This window comes from Flavobacterium sp. W21_SRS_FM3 (assembly GCF_052113625.1).
Lineage (GTDB): Bacteria > Bacteroidota > Bacteroidia > Flavobacteriales > Flavobacteriaceae > Flavobacterium.
The window spans coordinates 314,901-331,004 of sequence record NZ_JBGQOD010000003.1; the positions used below are offsets into that span (position 1 = coordinate 314,901).

The window sequence follows — 16,104 nt, forward strand, 5'->3', positions numbered from 1 at the left end:
ATTACAATTGATAAATAAAAGACTCTAAAGGTGCAATGTTTATTTGAACTTTCCCCACACCATTAATTACTTCGAGTACTCTGTTATTAGTACCGTACAACTGATCAGTGATTGGATACTTCCCATCTTTTACATCCCATTTTTTCAATAAACTAGCAGGAACGGCTAGTTCAAATGTACTAGTCACACTATCTGAAAAATTAGTAACGATGATTAACTTTTGTGTAGCAGACCAGCGAGTAAAAGCATAAATCCCAGCGTCATACCCTGCAGTTGATTGGCGATTAGCAGTTTGAATTTCTTCAAATTCCCCCATTAAAGCGGAACTATTTACTGAAAAATTTAGAAGTCTCTTGTAAAAGTCACGCAAATCTTTTTCTTTTTGTGAAAGCTGTCCACCGTCAAATTTCCCATTGTTCATCCAACGTTGGTGATTAGGAACGCCTACATAATCAAAAATTGAAGTTCGGGAATGAGTTCCAAAACCACCATTTTCATTACCAGCCTCCCCTACTTCTTGCCCAAAATAAAGCATTGTTGGCGAAGAACTGATTGTCGTAGAAACGACCATTAGCGGTTTGCCTTTTTCTGGAGTTCTAGCAAATTCAGGACTGGCTAAACGTTGTTCATCATGATTGTCTAGAAAATGTAACATGTGATGTTCAATATCTTTCATTCTGTTTTGTATGTCTGATAAACCATCAGGCGATGATCTTCCTTGAATCACCTCTTTTAGTTTATCATAGGTTTCAACCTTATCATACAAATAATCCATTTTCCCTAATCGAATGTAATTGCGGTACTCATTAGGGTTATAGACCTCTGCTAATAAAAAGGCATCATGATTCTTCATTTTTATGGCAGAATTCATGTAGCTCCAAAATTCATACGGTACCATCTCAGCCATGTCGTATCTAAAACCATCAACTCCCTTTGCAGTCCAGTACAAAGCAATTGATTTGAATTTCTTCCATGAATCTGGAACGTCTTTGTCTTTCCAAAACTCATAATGTTCCTCGTATGATTTAGTATCAAATCCTGCAGGAAGCTCAGGAAAATCTTTGGAGCCATCAGGACGTACACCATAATTTACTTTTACTGTTTCGTACCAATCATTTTTATCAGGCTTGGTCATTCTAGAACCATTCCCTGTCCATTTTGCTGGCACTTCTTGAAATTGACCATCACTTAATGGATTGGCTTCACCATTAAGTGGCTTTTCAGTATCGGGCACTTCAAAAGAAGAATTCGGGATGTAATAAAAATTATTATCTCTTTTATATTCGACCGTTACATCATCATTGGCACCAAAATCGGTCACCCCAGCAGGGTTGTTCTTACCTTCGTACTTGCGGGCAATATGATTGGGTACAATGTCAATAATCACCTTCATTCCAGCCTTATGAGTTCTAGCGATTAGCGCCTCAAATTCTTGTAAACGGTTAGCCGGATTTACTGCTAAATCAGGGTTGACATTATAATAATCTTTTACTGCATAAGGAGAACCAGCTCTACCTTTCACCACATCTGGATCATCATTAGAGATGCCAATCGCAGTATAATCCCGAATTAAAGCATGATGAGGCACTCCTGTGTACCAAATATAAGAAACACCTAAATCCTTTATTTCCTGTAGCGCAGTATCTGTGAAGTCATTAAATTTTCCTACTCCATTTTCTTCGATAGTTCCCCAAGGCTTGTTAGTGGTGTTTTTGTTCCCAAAAAGTCTGGTGAAGACCTGATAAACGACTACTTTCTTTTCTGTGGCATTTACTTTGTTATCTGTGTTCATTTTTAAATCTTTCGTTTTGCAAGCAGTAGTAAGTAGCACTAGACTAATTCCAGTGACGAGAGTTCTTTTTTTTATCATGCTGTTTATTATTAATTGCTAAGCACGGCCCTTTTTTAAAAATCAACCGTTTGTATAATCAATTTTTAAATTTAATATAAATTTTAAAACTGAAGTCGAATCTAATTTCATTAATTCTTAAAAGCAGTTATAAAATCCTACTACAACGAGAGAGTTCTGATTTTTGTTCATAACTTCAATAGTTCTCCTCCACTATTTAATAAGTTTACAGCACTTTTGAATGTATAAATAAATGCTAATATCGATTAGGATTGTTTCCTTTTTCCTAAATTTGACAAAAATTAAATCCATTGAATAAATTACTATTTTTCATCTGTTGTAGCTTACTTCTTTTTAGTTCTCCATCTCTTTTGGCACAAGCCCCTAAAAAGATCATTGTAGAACACTCTGACTACGCTGATGTCAATCAAGCAGAGGTGCCAGATGCCTTTCTACTGACAGGAAATGTACGTGTAAATCATGATGGCGTGGTAATGACTTGCAATAAAGCGTACTACTTTCAAAAAGAAAATTACATAAAAGCATTTGGTAATGTACAACTGGTTCAAGGGGACACACTCTTTTTAAATAGTAAATATGCGGAATATAACGGAAATGTAAAAAAAGCATTTGCAGCAGGAGAAGCATTTATGAGTTCGCCTGACGCTACTTTAGCAACGGATACAATTAATTTTGATCGCAATACACAAGAGGTTTATTACAGATCCCAAGGGACTATTACTAACAAAGACAATACGTTGCGTTCTAAATCAGGAAGGTATTATGTAGCCCAAAAGAAATTTCAGTTCTTGACTGCAGTGACTATAACTAACCCGCAATACGTTATTAAGTCAAATCACTTGGATTATTATAGTAATTCTGGTCACTCCTATCTATTTGGTCCTTCTACGATTACTAGTAAGAACAATTATATTTATACTGAAAAAGGGTTTTATGACACTAAAAAAAATCTAGCGCACTTTCTTAGAAAATCCTATATAAAATATGACGATCGTCTGATACAAGGCGATAGTTTGTATTATGATCGGAACAGAGAGTTTGCCTCAGCTACGCGCAACGTTAAGATAACCGACTCGATTAATAGAGGAATTATCAAAGGTCATTATGCCGAAGTTTTCAGAAAGAAAGATTCTATGTTTGTCACCAGGAGAGCTGTCGCTGTCAATTTTGTAGATAATGACTCGGTTTATATTCATGGTAAAAAGTTAATGGTAACAGGGAAAGAAGGCGATCGCATCATTCGTGCTTTTAATAATGTGCGTTTTTTAAAGAAAGACATGAGTGGAAAATGCGATTCAATACATTCCAGTTCTAAAAATGCACTCACTAAACTAATAGGCAATCCTGTATTGTGGAGTGGTGAAAATCAGATAACTGGTGATGTGATGCATTTAATAGGTAATAACAGCACTCGAAAACTAGATTCATTGAAGGTACTCAACAATACCTTTCTCGTCTCCAGAGACACTGTGGGAACAGGTTATAATCAGGTAAAAGGCCTTAACTTGTTTGGGAAATTTATTGATGGCAAACTCCATGATGTAGATATTGTCAAAAATGCCGAGGTGATATACTATATGCGAAATGATGATAAAGAACTCATAGGTATTAATAAAAATGTAAGCAGTAAAATCAACCTAATATTTCAAGACAATGCTGTAGAAACCATTACTTTTTATCAGCAAGTAGATGGCGATATTTATCCTGAAAAGGATTTACCTGAAAATGCCCGAAAACTAAGAGGCTTATTATGGCGGGGCGATGAAAGAATCACTTCAAAAGAGGATCTTTTTCCAGAAGATGAAAATGAATACAATGACAAAATGATGGATGCGGCTAAAAAGGAAGGTGAAAAGGAAAATGTACCTATGAAGATCAGGAAAGAAACATTGAATTACGACAAGAAAAAAAAGAGTAAGTAATCAGTTCTAAGTGTTGAGTCGCTTCTTGCAGTCTATAGTTTTAAGACTATTACAACTCCATAATTTTAAAAAGTAAAAAATTGAATAACGATTTCTTAAAATACCAAGCACAAACCTCTCCTTACCCATTAGGAATGGAGGTTTCTCATGCTAAGGGTAGTTATATATACGACACTAATAATAAAAAATATTTAGACTTTGTAGCAGGAGTTTCAGCATGTACGTTAGGACACCAGCATCCAAGAGTGAATCAAGCGATAAAAGATCAATTAGACAAGTATTCACATGTGATGGTTTATGGAGAATACTCACAAAGTCCAGCGGTAGCATATTGTAAATTAATGGCATCATTATTACCGGCACCACTAGACAAAACCTACCTCGTTAATTCTGGTACTGAAGCAATAGAAGGTGCTTTAAAATTAGCACGAAGAGTTACAGGAAGAAGTCAGCTGATTTCGTGTCACAACGCTTATCATGGCAACACTATGGGCTCTATGAGTGTGATGGGATTTGAGGAACGCAAGCAAGCCTTCCGACCGCTGATACCGGATGTTGATTTTATTACCTTCAACAACGAAGCTGATCTTGAAAAAATTACTACTAAAACTGCAGGAATCCTGCTGGAGACCATACAAGGAGGAGCTGGTTTTATACAGCCTGAAAATGACTTTCTTAAAAAAGTACGTCAACGCTGTAATGAAGTAGGTGCTTTATTAATTCTGGACGAAATTCAGCCTGGCTTTGGTCGAACAGGGACCCTTTTTGGTTTTCAGAATTATGATGTTGTACCTGATATCGTTGTTATGGGAAAAGGAATGGGCGGCGGAATGCCAGTTGGTGCATTCACTGCTTCAGCTGCGATGATGGACTTATTGAGCGATAACCCCAAATTAGGCCATATTACTACTTTTGGTGGTCACCCTGTCATTGCGTCAGCCTGCTTAGCGACTTTGCAAGAAATTACTGAGACTGACTTAATGGCAAAGGCCATAGAAAAAGAAAAGCTATTTAAATCACTTTTGGTACACCCTTTGATACAAGAAGTTCGAGGAAAAGGGTTAATGCTGGCTGCTATGACGGCAGATGCGGCAATAACAAATGAAGTGATTTTAAAATGTCAAGACAAAGGACTTATTTTATTCTGGTTGCTATTTGAAAGTTGTGCAATAAGAATTACGCCACCACTAACGATTTCTGAAGAAGAAATTAAAGAAGGTTGCGCTATAATGTTAGAAGTAATGGATGAAATACTTTTGTCAACTGCAAATTAATAAGCCAAAAACAGCACTACTAATTTAACAATTTCTTTTTGTTAATTAAATTGTTCACAACAATTCTGATTTTTCTTCACATTAAGAATAAGGATGCCTAACTTTAATTGGGCTAAATTCAAAAAAACAAAGTATGCAATTAAGCAACGAAGAAGAAGACTATAACTTATCATTATCCAAATTTGAGTCTATGTTGAAAACCAACAAAGTACTCTTTTTTGACTCAGAAGAATTTGAAGAGATTATTCTTCATTATCTGGATATGGGTAAGGCCGCATTAGCGAAAAAAGCACTTAAGCTAGCTCTAGATCAACACCCTAAATCAACTGGTTTGAAGTTGGTTCAGGTAGAGATGCTTGTTTTTGATGAAAAGCTAGACATTGCCGAAAAATTATTAAACGAGCTGTATGCAATAGAGCCGAATAATGAAGAAATATACATTCAGAAAGCTAATATCTGTTCCAAGAGAGACCAACACGAGAAAGCTGTTGAGTTCTTAAAAATCGCCCTGAAATTTACAGATGACTATGCTGATGTTTACAACCTGATAGGTATGGAATACCTGTTCATGGACAATCTTGAATTAGCCAAGGAGAGTTTTATCAAATGTCTTGAAGAAGATTTAGAAGATCAATCAGCATTGTACAATGTGGTGTATTGTTTCGAATTTTTAGATCAAAATCTGGAAGCGATAGCGTATCTCAATAAGTACATTGATAAAAATCCTTACAGCGAAATTGCTTGGCACCAAATGGGTCGTTTGTATTATGGAGTAAAAGACTATGAAAACGCCATTAGAGCCTTTGATTACGCTACCTTAATTGATGACGAATTTTTAGGCGCTTTTATGGAAAGAGCCAAAGCCTTTGAACGTTTAAATAGATATGAAGAAGCAATTGAGAGCTATAACCGCACCATTGAATTAGATGACGCCACCTCTTATGCGTTGTTAAGAATAGGAAAATGTCATGAGAAGTTAGGGAATACAGCACTAGCTTTAAAATATTACAATGAAACGGTACATGAAGATCCTTTATTAGACAAAGGATGGATTGCTATCACAGATTTTTACTTACGTCAAAAAAACTACCAAAAAGCATTATTTTTTGTCAATAAAGCTTTAGCTATAGACAATCAAAATCGTTTGTACTGGAAAAGATACGCGACGATCAATAAGGAAATGAACTTTTTTGAAGAAGCGGAGTTTGGGTTTAGAAAAGCAGTAGAATTTGGTGACACGGGATTAGATACATGGTTGTTTTGGGTTGACATCCTTCAATTCTTAGGTGAATTTGAAAGTGCTATTCAAACACTATTACAAGCATCAGAATATTTCCCTGAAGAAAACGAGATTGAATACCGATTAGCAGGATTGTATTTTATGATTCAAGACAATACAAAAGCTAAATTTCATTTGAGTAATGGACTGCGTTTAAAATTTGACAACTACATTCTTATTGAGGATTTATTCCCTGTAGTTTGGACAAAGAAAATGGTTCGTAATTATATTGACAAACATAAGAAAGACTAATGACGGATTACATTAAGAAAAGGTATGGCTTACTAGGAAAAAACATTAGTTACTCTTTTTCAAAAGGTTATTTTACAGACAAGTTTAATGCTGCAAATTACTTAGGCTACACCTACGAAAATTTTGATATTCAAGACATTAAGGAGTTTGTTGAAATTATAAAAAACAACCATCAGGAGTTAGAAGGAATGAACGTCACTATTCCATATAAAGAAGCTGTCATGCCTTACTTAGACAAGCTTTCTAAAAAAGCCACGCTTATAGGAGCCGTAAATACGATAAAATTTACAAAAAAAGGACAATTAAAAGGCTACAACACGGATTATTACGGCTTTAAAAAAGCTTTAAAACCTTTGTTGCAGGCACATCATAAAAGCGCCTTAATACTAGGTACTGGAGGTGCATCAAAAGGCGTATCATTTGCACTAGACGAGTTAGGAATCAAGTATACTTTTGTTTCTAGAATTGCTAATGAAAACACTATTTCCTATGAGCAAATTAATGCAGATACCTTTAACGAACATACCATTGTAATTAATGCCACTCCTGTAGGAACGAGTCCAAATATCGAAGCATTCCCAATGATTCCGTATGACTATTTCACAGACAATCACATTGCATTTGATCTTATTTATAATCCTGCTGAAACGCAATTTTTAAAGAAGGCGGCCGAACGAGGAGCTCAAATTAAAAATGGTCATGAGATGCTTGTTTTTCAAGCAGACAAAGCGTGGGAAATCTGGAATAGATAAATTCACCGTACATAGCTAATTACAAAAAGCTTTCCATCCTTAATTAGGAAGGAAAGCTTTTTTCTTGCCTATTATTTCAGCATTTTTTAAGTACTCTAGCTACAAGTACTCGTCCTAAAATAGCTATTTATCACTAGTTAACTGCAACTGTGCATTACTGCCTATATAAACGAGAATATACTATAATTGATAGCCGCTAGCCCTGATAGTAGCGGCATCCTTTTTATCTTGAATTTAGTTCAGGATACTGAAATAAATTAAGGATAAAAAGATAAAGCGAATAGCAGGAAATTGCTTCAAAAAAAGCATTATTTTAACATAAAACGACTCTAAACTAACGATTTATTTTGTAATTCAATACTGCTTTACTATCTTTCGTGTTCGATATATTAGGAACCTTAAACATTGAACCAATGTTAGAAGAAAAGAATGATAACCTGCAAAATGCAGATGGAACGTTAACAACAAATACAACAGAATCTGCTGAAAACACAACTACTGAAGTTGAAGAAAACCCTATAGCAGCTGAGGAAAACACTGTAGAACCCACTACCGAAGAGGCTGAAAATAGTGTTACTGAAAATGCAAATCAAAAGGCACTAAATTCTATTGAAGACTCTAATGCTGAGGAAAGCGAAGATGAGACTTTAAAAGACCGTCATCACATCCCGATGCAAGATTATGACACTTTATCAATGGAAGCGCTTGTAGATGAATTAAAAGTTTTAGTTGCTACTGATAAAGTCATGTCAGTTAAAGAGCATGTTGATGAAATCAAAAAAGCTTTTTTAGCAAAATACCATCACTTTATCGAAGAGAAAAAGGAAGAATTTCAGGCAGAAAATCCTGATAGTACTGAAGATTTCCAATATCATTTGCCTTTAAAAGGACAATTTGACGAATACTACACCTTATACAAAGACAATAAAAATGCGCATTTCAAGAGTTTACAAACCAACTTGAAATCAAACCTTGAAAATAGATTAGCTATTGTTGAAGAACTAAAAGAGCTAATTAACCCGCAGGAAAATATTAAAGATACCTTAAAGCATTTTAACGAATTAAGAGATCGATGGAAAAATGCAGGTCCGATTCCTAAAGACAAATACAATCACGTTTGGAACAACTACCATTTTCATGTAGAGAATTTCTATGATTATTTGCACCTTGATAGAGAAGCAAGAGACTTAGATTTTAAACACAATTTAGAGCAGAAGCAAAAAATAGTATTACGTGTTGAAGAATTACTTCTAGAAGAAGATGTAAATAAAGCTTTTAGAGAGTTACAGGATTTACACAGAATGTGGAAAGAAGATATTGGACCGGTTTCTAAAGAACACCGTGATACCATCTGGAATCAATTTAGTGATCTTACTAAAAAGATGCACGACAAAAGAGAGCTTTTATTTGAAAAATTAAGAGGAACTGAGGTTGAAAATTTAGAAAAGAAAAAAGACATTATTGCTAAAATTGAAGAGCTTGCTACTATTAAAGTAAATGCACACTCGCAATGGTTAGCACAAATAGAAAAAGTAGAAGCCCTGCGTACTGCTTTTTTTGCCGCTGGTAAAGTCCCATCAGAAGTTAATGAAGAAACATGGGCGGCATTTAAAACAGCTGTGAGAAACTTTAATTCTTTTAAAAACTCTTTTTATAAAGGAATTAAGAAAGATCAAAACGAGAATCTAATCAAGAAAAATGCCCTTGTTGCTAAGGCACAAGAATTAAAAGACAGTACTGACTTTGATGCGACTACTCCAGTGATGAAGCGCATTCAAGATGATTGGAAAAAAATAGGACATGTCCCTAGAAAATATTCTGATAAGGTATGGGCCGAGTTTAAAGCAGCATGTAACCACTATTTTGATCGTTTAAAAGAACAAAAAAGCGAAGAAAACGCTGAGGAAATGGAAGCTTTTGACAATAAGAAATCCTACTTAGATACCTTAAGAGAGTACCAATTGACGGGAGATCATAAAACAGATCTTGATGCTATTAAACTTCATATTGAAACTTGGAAGAGTTTTGGAAGAGTGCCTTTCCCTAGAAGACATATTGAAGGAAAGTTTAATAAAATCTTAGATGCATTATTTGATAAATTAAGCTTGAGCAAGAAAGAGACTGATATGATGCGTTTTGCTACACGTATGGATCAATTGTCTGAAAACAATGATACTCGTAAATTAGAAAATGAAAAGATCTTCTTAATGCGTAAAATCGATGAAGTTCAAAACGAAATTTTCCAATTAGAAAATAACATTCAGTTTTTTACCAATACCAAAAATGCCAAAAAAGAAAATTCTATTGTTTTAGAAGTGCGTAAAAACATTGCTATACATAAAGAAAGTCTTGATATCTGGAAAGAAAAATTAAAGCAGTTAAGAAATCTAAATCAAGAATAACTTTTTTTTTAAAATACAATCTTGCAAACCTCATCCTAGCCATAGTTTGAGGTTTTTTTATGCAGTTACGTTACTGTCGAAAGTTTTAAAAGAGAAAAAGGGACTGAATTGAGTTCCTTTACACCGCTGTCATGATAAATATCATTTTAATTTAGTCGCCTTGCTACTACTTTTGAAGTAGCGATAAATTATACTATCATGAAAACTGCTCTAATTCAAAAATACAATGTTCCCGGCCCAAGATATACCAGCTACCCTACCGTTCCTTACTGGAATGAGCCTGCGTTTTTATATGACAATTGGCTAGACTCGCTGAAGAAATCATTTAGAGAAAGTAATACTGAGGAAGGCATTAGTTTATACATTCATCTTCCTTTTTGCGAAAGCATGTGTACTTTTTGTGGCTGCAACAAGCGCATCACTAAAAATCATGATGTTGAACATCCGTACATAGAGGCTGTCTTAAAAGAATGGTCTTTATATTGTAAACTGTTAAATGAAAGACCCATAATTAAAGAAATTCACCTTGGGGGTGGAACGCCAACTTTTTTTTCGCCAAAAAACTTAGAAGATTTAATCAATGGTATTTTCTCTTATGCTAATAGGGCTGAACATTACGAATTTAGTTTTGAAGGACACCCAAACAATACGACGCACGAACATTTACAAAAACTCTATGATTTGGATTTTAGAAGAGTGAGTTTTGGTGTCCAAGATTATTCGCCTGTAGTTCAAAAAGCAATTCACAGAGAACAACCCTTTCATAATGTAGCGAAAGTCAGCTTATGGGCAAAAGAAATTGGTTACACTTCTATAAGTCATGATATTATTTATGGACTGCCTTTTCAAACTGCTGATGATGTTATTGATACTATCGAAAAAACAAAATCATTACAACCCGATCGTTTGGCTTTTTATAGTTACGCCCATGTGCCCTGGATAAAAGGCAATGGTCAACGTGGATTTAAGGACGAAGATATACCCAAAGATGAGGAAAAAAGATTGTTGTACCAGTTAGGCAAAGAATTACTGCTTAAAAATGGTTACCATGAGATAGGAATGGATCATTTTGCTTTAAAAACAGACTCCCTTTACGATTCTTTTAAAAGCGGGAATTTGCATCGCAATTTTATGGGCTACAGCTCGTCAAAAACAAAATTAATGATTGGATTAGGCGTGTCCTCAATAAGTGATAGCTGGTATAGTTTTGCTCAAAATGAAAAAAACATTGAAGATTATTATCAGTTATTAGAATGGAATAAGTTACCCATATTTAGAGGTCATTCCTTGACTAATGAGGACTTAATCATTCGCAAACACATCCTTAATCTGATGTGTCAATTTGAAACTTCGTGGGACGATGATAGCAGTTACTTTACTGAAATCCCAGAAATCTTAGTACAGTTGAGAGAAATGGAAAAAGACGGACTAGTTAGTATACAAAGCAATAGTATTCATGTTACTGATACCGGTAAGCCCTATATTCGCAATATATGTATGGCCTTTGATTTGTTATTAAAGAGAAAAGCACCTGAAACCAAACTGTTTTCAATGACTATTTAACGACCAAATTTTTAATAAGGAACTACTTAAAAATTTCATCGAAGAAAAATGAAAAATCGTAAATTAAATACAGTGGTGAGCTGTAGATAATTTACGATTTTCTGCTATTTTATTGTTATCAATAAGTTCTGGCCGTGTACTTTATTTTACTTTGTAATAATACTGTACAATTCATCTTTAATAAACAGTAGCTTGGCTTTTAGCTCATGAGCATATTCATCAGTAACTACCTCAAAATCCGTGTTGATTCGATGTATTTCATGTTCTAATTCATGGTATTCATCAAATAATTCTCTAAAGTGCTCATCGTTAACTTTCAGTTCATGAATTTTATCCTCGTATTCAGGGAACTCGTGTATTAAATTGTGTCTTTCCATTTTGAATGCTTTATATATTAAACTTCATTATCGAATACTTACTAGTGACAATTGGGGTTAGCTTGTACAAACAAACTCATATTTGAAGGAGAAACGTATGGAATCCCTAAACCTAATCCCCTCAATATAAACAATGTCCCTATAGCAACAGCAACATAGGGAATTGCTTTTTGAATTTTATTTCGAATAGGCATCGTAATAAAGGAGTTCATATATACTACTGCACTCATCAGCGGAACAGTACCTAATCCAAATAACACCATATATAAAACACCCCAACCCGCAGATTGCATGGCAATTGCACCAAATAAGGCTACGTAAACCATACCGCAAGGTAAAAAACCGTTTAATAAACCTATTGTAAACAAGGATTTATAACTTTTATTTCTAAACTGACTCCCCAGCTGTTGTTTTAGCTTCGAAATTATTTTAAAAACGGGTTTTGAAAAATTATATTTAGCAAATATTTTCTCTGGTATAAGCACAACAGCAATCATGGCAACACCTATAAATATAGATAAATTTTGTTGAACACCTGCCATAAAAAAACCTTTGCCCAATAAACCAAAAACAAAACCAATGGTACCGTAGGCCGTTAACCTACCAATATGATACGTCAAGATTTGAGCTGTTCTCTTAGAAGGATTATTCCTATCAACCGGCAACATCATAGCAATAGGTCCACACATACCGATGCAGTGCAAACTACTAATCAATCCAAATAGGAAGGCGGTATATAACATATTGTTATTCTAAAAGTTAAAGGTTTAAAATTCAAGTAATACAATGAACCATTTATGAAGTGCGAACCTTATGTATGTATAGTTTTACTTTTTTACTGTGTTTTGTTTTTTTACCTATCTAAAAATTGAGCCCCTCAATTAAGCAGAAACTTTGAATCTTTGAAGCTCTGAAACTCTGAAACTTTGCAACTCTGAAACTCTGAAACTCTGAAACTTTGATACTCTGATACTTTGATACTCTGATACTTTGATACTCTGATACTTTGATACTCTGATACTTTGAAACTCTGATACTTTGAAACTCTGAAACTTTGAAACTCTGAAACTTTGAAACTCTGAAACTTTGAAACTTTGAAACTTTGACACTTTGACACTTTGAAACTCTGAAACTTTGAAACTCTATTACAAAGAATTACTCTATATAAATCGTCTCTTTTGTCAAGTATTGTTTTCCTTTGTACTGCCAGTGCATATTAATATCCCATCGACCGCCTACCAATTTTGATTTAGGTATGAGCAAAGTTGGATTAGACAACGAAATTGGAATTTCAAAATCTAAATTTTTCATAGACGGTCTATAAAGGGATACTTTTCCTTTAATATTTTCTGGTACATAAACAGATGGAAACACGATGGTTACTCCATCATCAGATTTAGAAATTACTGGCTTTTGAGCCAAATCATGTGCATTTTGTACCCTTTCCATTTCTTCCTCAAAACGAGCATCATGCTTATAATACTCCTCAACTACTAATTCATTATCGTATTTAGAATTAGATTGTACCTTAATTACAAAATACAGTATGAAACTCATAAAAAGCGCAATGGCAATTACTATTCCTGTTCCCCAATTGATTTTCATCCTTTTTAATGTTTTTTTGAAGATACCTCTTCAATTAATTTATTTTTTAATCAAAACTGCGCGGACTTAAAAAACTGGTTGTACTAGTTTCAATTTTTTTATCTCCGTTATAAACTTCAATCTTTAATTTAGTTTTATCATTTTCTAATAAAAACTGATTAATCTCAACAAATAGCGTTCCTTCACTCATTCCTTGTTTTAAAACCTTAAAATGTTGGTTTCCTACTACTTTTAAGGTACCTTTTATATTGGCCAGTTCAAAATGAATGTCATTAAAATCATTGTTAGTCTTATTGATAATTTTATAAGTAAATATGTTACTTATGTTCTCGCCTTTATGCTGGAAAAGTTGTCCCGGTAAACGTAAAATTGTTGTTTGAACTTCAGTTCTTAAAAATAATAATCCAACTAAAACACCAACTAGAATAAACAAAATTGCTGAATAGCCTTTCATTCTTGCAGTGAATTTAAAGGCTGCTTTTTTCTCAATTTCGTCTTCAGATGCGTATCGGATTAATCCTTTGGGTAAATTAATACTCTCCATGATTACATCACATTCATCAATGCAGGCGGTACAGTTTACACATTCTAACTGCGTACCATTACGAATATCAATTCCTGTGGGACAGACATTGACACATTGTTTACAATCAATACAGTCTCCTTTCCCTGTTGCCGCTCGATCTTCCTTTTTATTAAATTTAGCCCTTCCTTCTTCTTTTTCTCCTCGCACAAAATCATAGGCCACGTTGATTGATTTATTATCAAGCAGTACACCTTGTAACCTCCCATAAGGACAAGCAATTATACAAACTTGTTCCCTAAACCATACAAAGATGAAATAGAACACCCCTGTAAAAATAGACAATGCTATAAGTGTACTCAAATGTGTTTGTGGACCGTCCTCAATCATTTGAAACAATGCATCACTACCTATGAGATACGCCAAAAATACATTGGCAATCGCAAAAGAAATTAATAAAAAGACAGACCACTTAATTCCTTTTTTTCTTATTTTTTCGGCATTCCATTCTTGTTTTGATAAGCGAATTTGGGCTCCACGGTCTCCTTCTATCCAATATTCAATTCTTCTAAAAACCATTTCGAGGAAAATAGTTTGCGGACAAATCCATCCACAAAATATGCGTCCAAAAATTACCGTAAACAAAATTACAAACACTACTCCCACTATCATAAAGAGCACAAAAAGGTAAAAATCTTGAGGCCAAAATGGAAAACCAAAAATATTAAAACGACGTTCTAATACATTAAACAGCATGAATTGATTCCCATTTATCTTGATAAACGGATTAGCAACTAAAATGATTAACAAAAAATAACTAACCCATTTTCTATAATCATAGAACTTTCCAGACGGTTTTTTGGGGAAAATAAATTTTCTCTTACCTTCATCGTCAATCGTTCCAATGGTATCTCTAAAAGCTTCGTCTGGTAATTTTGACATTTTGTTTTACTTTATAATTCTATGTTTCAAAACATTATTAACCTTTTTAAAACATAGTAAATCCGTGCTATTATTTTGCCACAGGAGTTGTTGCAGCGTCATCCACCCAAATCTCACCATCTGGCGCTTTTGGATCTTTTGGATTACTTCCTTTTAAAGATAATATGTAGCTGGCAACTTTTTGAATTTCTTTAGGTTTGAGAGTTCCTTTCCAGGCAATCATTCCTTTTCCGTCTCTACCACCATTAGTAATTGTGTGGAAAATATTTTTAACACCACCTCCAAGAATCCAGTGATCATCTGTTAGGTTGGGTCCAATTTGTCCTCCTGCGTCAGCTCTGTGACAAGCCGCACAATTGTTTGCGAAAAGGGTTTTTCCAATGGCTAAATCAGCTGGATCAGTTAATAACGTCACTGTTTTTTCATCCATCAAATCGGGGGCTGTTTTCATATATTCTGCTACATCAATTTTGGCTTGAGCCAACTCTTTCTTCAATTCCATTTCTTGATTATCACCTCCCATGATTTCAAAACGAACTAAATATATTACAGAAAAAGCAATACAACCATAGAATAAGTACACCCACCAAGGCGGTAAATTATTATCTAATTCTTTGATACCGTCGTAATCATGATGCAACAATACGTTAGCTTCATTCTCAATTGGCTCTGTTTTAGTTAATCTTTGCATTAATTTTTTAAACCACTCGCGATCTTTATAACTCACAGTGCTCGCTACTTCAAGTTTTGCCTTTTGTTCTTCTGTAAGCATTTGATAAGTAATATTATCAATGGCACTAATCGTTATTTCTATAGCAATTAATAGAAATAGAAAAACAAATAGAAATAGCGAAACCATTGGGTATTTTATAAATGCTGCTCGGTCGCCAGAATCTATAAAGTATTCCATTGCGCCAAACACGAAAAAGAAAATTACTGGTACTCTTAAGTATGCTGGGATTAATTTTTTCATTTTATCTCTTTTGAAATCCTCTTCAAATCCTCTACAAAAGCGAGAGAAGTAATAGGAAATGGTTATTTATTTATTTTGGACTCAGCCGTTCTTAACATCTATAGGAGAGCCACTGTACAATCCAAGTAGTAATTCTTTCTTCTTGATACTAATTAATTATCATTCAATGGGATTTGACTTAACTCTTTTATCTTATCTTTTTTATAGGACAGAACCCATATTCCTAATCCAACAAAGAAGAAAAAGAAAATCAATAACGATAGTATAGGATAAATCGCTACTCCCGCGATGGTTTCCATGTTGTGTTTTATTTGTTCGAACATTTTTTATAGTTTTATAAAGCCTCAAAGTGCCAAAGTTTCAAAGTTTT

General features: G+C 34.2%; 13 protein-coding genes. 6 read left to right on the top strand and 7 right to left on the bottom strand.

What is annotated here, in order from left to right; translation table 11 throughout:
- Position 1: 1 nt before the first annotated feature.
- Positions 2-1,870: an alpha-amylase family protein gene (locus tag ACEN2K_RS07650; protein ID WP_441758740.1), complete on the bottom strand. Its 1,869-nt coding sequence runs from the start codon at positions 1,868-1,870 to the stop codon at positions 2-4.
- Positions 1,871-2,160: 290 nt separating this feature from the next.
- On the opposite strand from ACEN2K_RS07650, the gene ACEN2K_RS07655 reads away from it, so the two are divergent.
- The 6 genes from ACEN2K_RS07655 (at position 2,161) to hemN (ending at position 11,314) form a co-directional block, all read left to right on the top strand.
- Complete coding sequence (locus ACEN2K_RS07655) at positions 2,161-3,792, top strand: OstA-like protein (protein WP_441758741.1); 1,632 nt, start codon at positions 2,161-2,163, stop codon at positions 3,790-3,792.
- Between the two features lie 80 nt (positions 3,793-3,872).
- The gene (locus ACEN2K_RS07660) at positions 3,873-5,066 is read left to right on the top strand and encodes an aspartate aminotransferase family protein (protein WP_441758742.1); all 1,194 of its coding nucleotides are present in this window, start codon (positions 3,873-3,875) and stop codon (positions 5,064-5,066) included.
- Between the two features lie 133 nt (positions 5,067-5,199).
- The gene (locus ACEN2K_RS07665; protein ID WP_441758743.1) at positions 5,200-6,597 is read left to right on the top strand and encodes a tetratricopeptide repeat protein; all 1,398 of its coding nucleotides are present in this window, start codon (positions 5,200-5,202) and stop codon (positions 6,595-6,597) included.
- Positions 6,597-7,349 carry a shikimate dehydrogenase family protein gene (locus ACEN2K_RS07670; RefSeq protein WP_441758744.1) on the top strand — a complete coding sequence of 251 codons (753 nt, stop codon included), beginning with the start codon at positions 6,597-6,599 and terminating at the stop codon, positions 7,347-7,349. The genes ACEN2K_RS07665 and ACEN2K_RS07670 overlap by 1 nt, the downstream gene beginning before the upstream one ends.
- Before the next feature lie 413 nt (positions 7,350-7,762).
- On the top strand, positions 7,763-9,751 hold the full coding sequence (locus ACEN2K_RS07675; protein WP_441758745.1) for a DUF349 domain-containing protein: 1,989 nt from the start codon (positions 7,763-7,765) through the stop codon (positions 9,749-9,751).
- 198 nt (positions 9,752-9,949) lie between these two features.
- On the top strand, positions 9,950-11,314 hold the full coding sequence (hemN, locus tag ACEN2K_RS07680) for an oxygen-independent coproporphyrinogen III oxidase (protein ID WP_441758746.1): 1,365 nt from the start codon (positions 9,950-9,952) through the stop codon (positions 11,312-11,314).
- Between the two features lie 146 nt (positions 11,315-11,460).
- Here the strand turns inward: hemN and ACEN2K_RS07685 are convergent, their stop codons facing one another.
- From ACEN2K_RS07685 to ACEN2K_RS07710, 6 genes are all read right to left on the bottom strand, one after another.
- Positions 11,461-11,691 carry a YdcH family protein gene (locus tag ACEN2K_RS07685; RefSeq protein WP_441758747.1) on the bottom strand — a complete coding sequence of 77 codons (231 nt, stop codon included), beginning with the start codon at positions 11,689-11,691 and terminating at the stop codon, positions 11,461-11,463.
- 41 nt (positions 11,692-11,732) lie between these two features.
- A complete protein-coding gene (locus ACEN2K_RS07690; RefSeq protein WP_441758748.1) occupies positions 11,733-12,434 on the bottom strand; it encodes a sulfite exporter TauE/SafE family protein in 702 nt (233 codons plus the stop codon).
- A gap of 412 nt (positions 12,435-12,846) precedes the next feature.
- Positions 12,847-13,296: a FixH family protein gene (locus tag ACEN2K_RS07695; RefSeq protein ID WP_441758749.1), complete on the bottom strand. Its 450-nt coding sequence runs from the start codon at positions 13,294-13,296 to the stop codon at positions 12,847-12,849.
- Between the two features lie 46 nt (positions 13,297-13,342).
- Entirely contained in the window at positions 13,343-14,761 is a 1,419-nt protein-coding gene (ccoG, locus tag ACEN2K_RS07700) for a cytochrome c oxidase accessory protein CcoG (protein WP_441758750.1), read from the bottom strand.
- A 70-nt stretch (positions 14,762-14,831) separates the two neighbouring features.
- Positions 14,832-15,734 (bottom strand): cbb3-type cytochrome c oxidase N-terminal domain-containing protein, encoded by a 903-nt coding sequence (locus ACEN2K_RS07705; protein ID WP_441758751.1) that lies wholly within the window; start codon positions 15,732-15,734, stop codon positions 14,832-14,834.
- A gap of 152 nt (positions 15,735-15,886) precedes the next feature.
- Positions 15,887-16,057, bottom strand: a complete 171-nt coding sequence (locus tag ACEN2K_RS07710; RefSeq protein ID WP_441758752.1) for a CcoQ/FixQ family Cbb3-type cytochrome c oxidase assembly chaperone — start codon at positions 16,055-16,057, stop codon at positions 15,887-15,889.
- Positions 16,058-16,104: the final 47 nt, after the last annotated feature.

Excerpts from the sequence above, each read along its gene's own strand:
- ACEN2K_RS07695 (WP_441758749.1), bottom strand. The coding sequence starts at position 13,296 with ATGAAAATCAATTGGGGAACAGGAATAGTAATTGCCATTGCGCTTTTT.
- hemN (WP_441758746.1), top strand. The coding sequence starts at position 9,950 with ATGAAAACTGCTCTAATTCAAAAATACAATGTTCCCGGCCCAAGATAT.
- ACEN2K_RS07685 (WP_441758747.1), bottom strand. The coding sequence starts at position 11,691 with ATGGAAAGACACAATTTAATACACGAGTTCCCTGAATACGAGGATAAA.
- ACEN2K_RS07665 (WP_441758743.1), top strand. The coding sequence starts at position 5,200 with ATGCAATTAAGCAACGAAGAAGAAGACTATAACTTATCATTATCCAAA.
- ACEN2K_RS07690 (WP_441758748.1), bottom strand. The coding sequence starts at position 12,434 with ATGTTATATACCGCCTTCCTATTTGGATTGATTAGTAGTTTGCACTGC.
- ACEN2K_RS07670 (WP_441758744.1), top strand. The coding sequence starts at position 6,597 with ATGACGGATTACATTAAGAAAAGGTATGGCTTACTAGGAAAAAACATT.
- ccoG (WP_441758750.1), bottom strand. The coding sequence starts at position 14,761 with ATGTCAAAATTACCAGACGAAGCTTTTAGAGATACCATTGGAACGATT.
- ACEN2K_RS07675 (WP_441758745.1), top strand. The coding sequence starts at position 7,763 with ATGTTAGAAGAAAAGAATGATAACCTGCAAAATGCAGATGGAACGTTA.
- ACEN2K_RS07705 (WP_441758751.1), bottom strand. The coding sequence starts at position 15,734 with ATGAAAAAATTAATCCCAGCATACTTAAGAGTACCAGTAATTTTCTTT.
- ACEN2K_RS07650 (WP_441758740.1), bottom strand. The coding sequence starts at position 1,870 with ATGATAAAAAAAAGAACTCTCGTCACTGGAATTAGTCTAGTGCTACTT.
- ACEN2K_RS07710 (WP_441758752.1), bottom strand. The coding sequence starts at position 16,057 with ATGTTCGAACAAATAAAACACAACATGGAAACCATCGCGGGAGTAGCG.